Raw genomic sequence first — 1,197 nt, forward strand, 5'->3', positions numbered from 1 at the left:
CCGCCGACGAAGGGCGCCAGCGCATCCTCCGCCACGGCGCGCAGCTCCGAGCCTTGCCAGCGCGCGCGCGCCAGCAGGGTGTGCGCCCGCGCGAGCGCGCCGATGCGCCCCTCCACGGCCTGCGCGAAGCCCTCGGCATCGGCGCGCGGCGTCAGCCGCAGCGCGGCCTGCACCACGGCCAGCGTGTTCTTGGCCCGGTGGTCGAGCTCGTGGATGAGCACGGCTTGCCGCTCCTCCGCCTCGCGGCGCGCGGTGACGTCCTGGCTGGTGCCGATCAGCCGCGTCGGCAGGCCCGTCGTCGCATCCAGGCCGGCCGCGCGGGCATGGCTCTCGATCCAGATCCAGGTCCCGTCCGGCCGCAGGAAGCGGTACTCGATCCGGTAGCCCTCGGACCTGCCCGTGCGCACCGCGTCCACCTGCTCGGCCAGGCGCGCCCGGTCTTCCGGGTGGATGCGATCCCGCCAGGACGGGTAGACGGCGGTTTGCTCCTCCGGCCCGAAGCCGAAGATCTCGAGCGCGCGCGCGGTCCGCTCCGCGCGGCCGCTCACCAAGTCCACCTCCCAGGCGCCGAGCTGCGCGGCCTCGAGCGCGAGGCGCAGCCGCGCCTCGCTGTCGCGCAGCGCGGCCTCGGCGGATTTGAGCGCGGTGACGTCCATATGCGCGCCGACCATCCGCAGCGCGCGCCCAGCCGCGTCGCGCTCGATCTCGGCACGGGCATAGATCCAGCGCACCTCGCCCTGGGGCGTCAGGATGCGGTATTCCTGCTCGTACTCGGTGTCCGGCGCGCCATCGGCCACCGCATCGAGGAAGCGGCGCTCGGCGCGCTCCCGATCGTCGGGATGCAGGCGACGCACCCAGTCGGCGTGGCTCTCCTGCGTCGGGCGCGCCGCACAACCCTGCACCGCCATGTATTCGGCGGAGCGCTGGTTGGCGCCGGTGCGGAGGTCGATCTCGAAGCCGCCGACGCGCCCGATCCGCTGCACGCGGCGCATCGCCGCTTCGGCATCCGTCACGGCGCGGCGCAGCCGTTCGAACTCCGCCACGGCGGCGGTCGGCACCGGCGGTGCCTGGTCCTGTTCGACACGGCCGGCGGCGACGGCCTCCGCGCGCGCGACGAGCGCCCCGACCGGGTCGAGCAGGCGCTGCGCGATCAGCGCCGCACCCGCCAGGCCGATGGCCAGCGCCAGCGCGCCGCCG

1 protein-coding gene is annotated in these 1,197 nt (G+C 75.5%); it reads right to left on the reverse strand.

All coding sequences use genetic code 11. The features are described 5' to 3' along the window. A partial coding sequence (locus L2I40_RS23435) for a PAS domain-containing protein (RefSeq protein ID WP_237217758.1) occupies nucleotides 1–1,197 on the reverse strand: 1,197 nt, incomplete at both ends.

This window comes from Falsiroseomonas oryziterrae, assembly GCF_021864505.1.
GTDB classification, from domain to species: Bacteria; Pseudomonadota; Alphaproteobacteria; order Acetobacterales; family Acetobacteraceae; genus Falsiroseomonas; species Falsiroseomonas oryziterrae.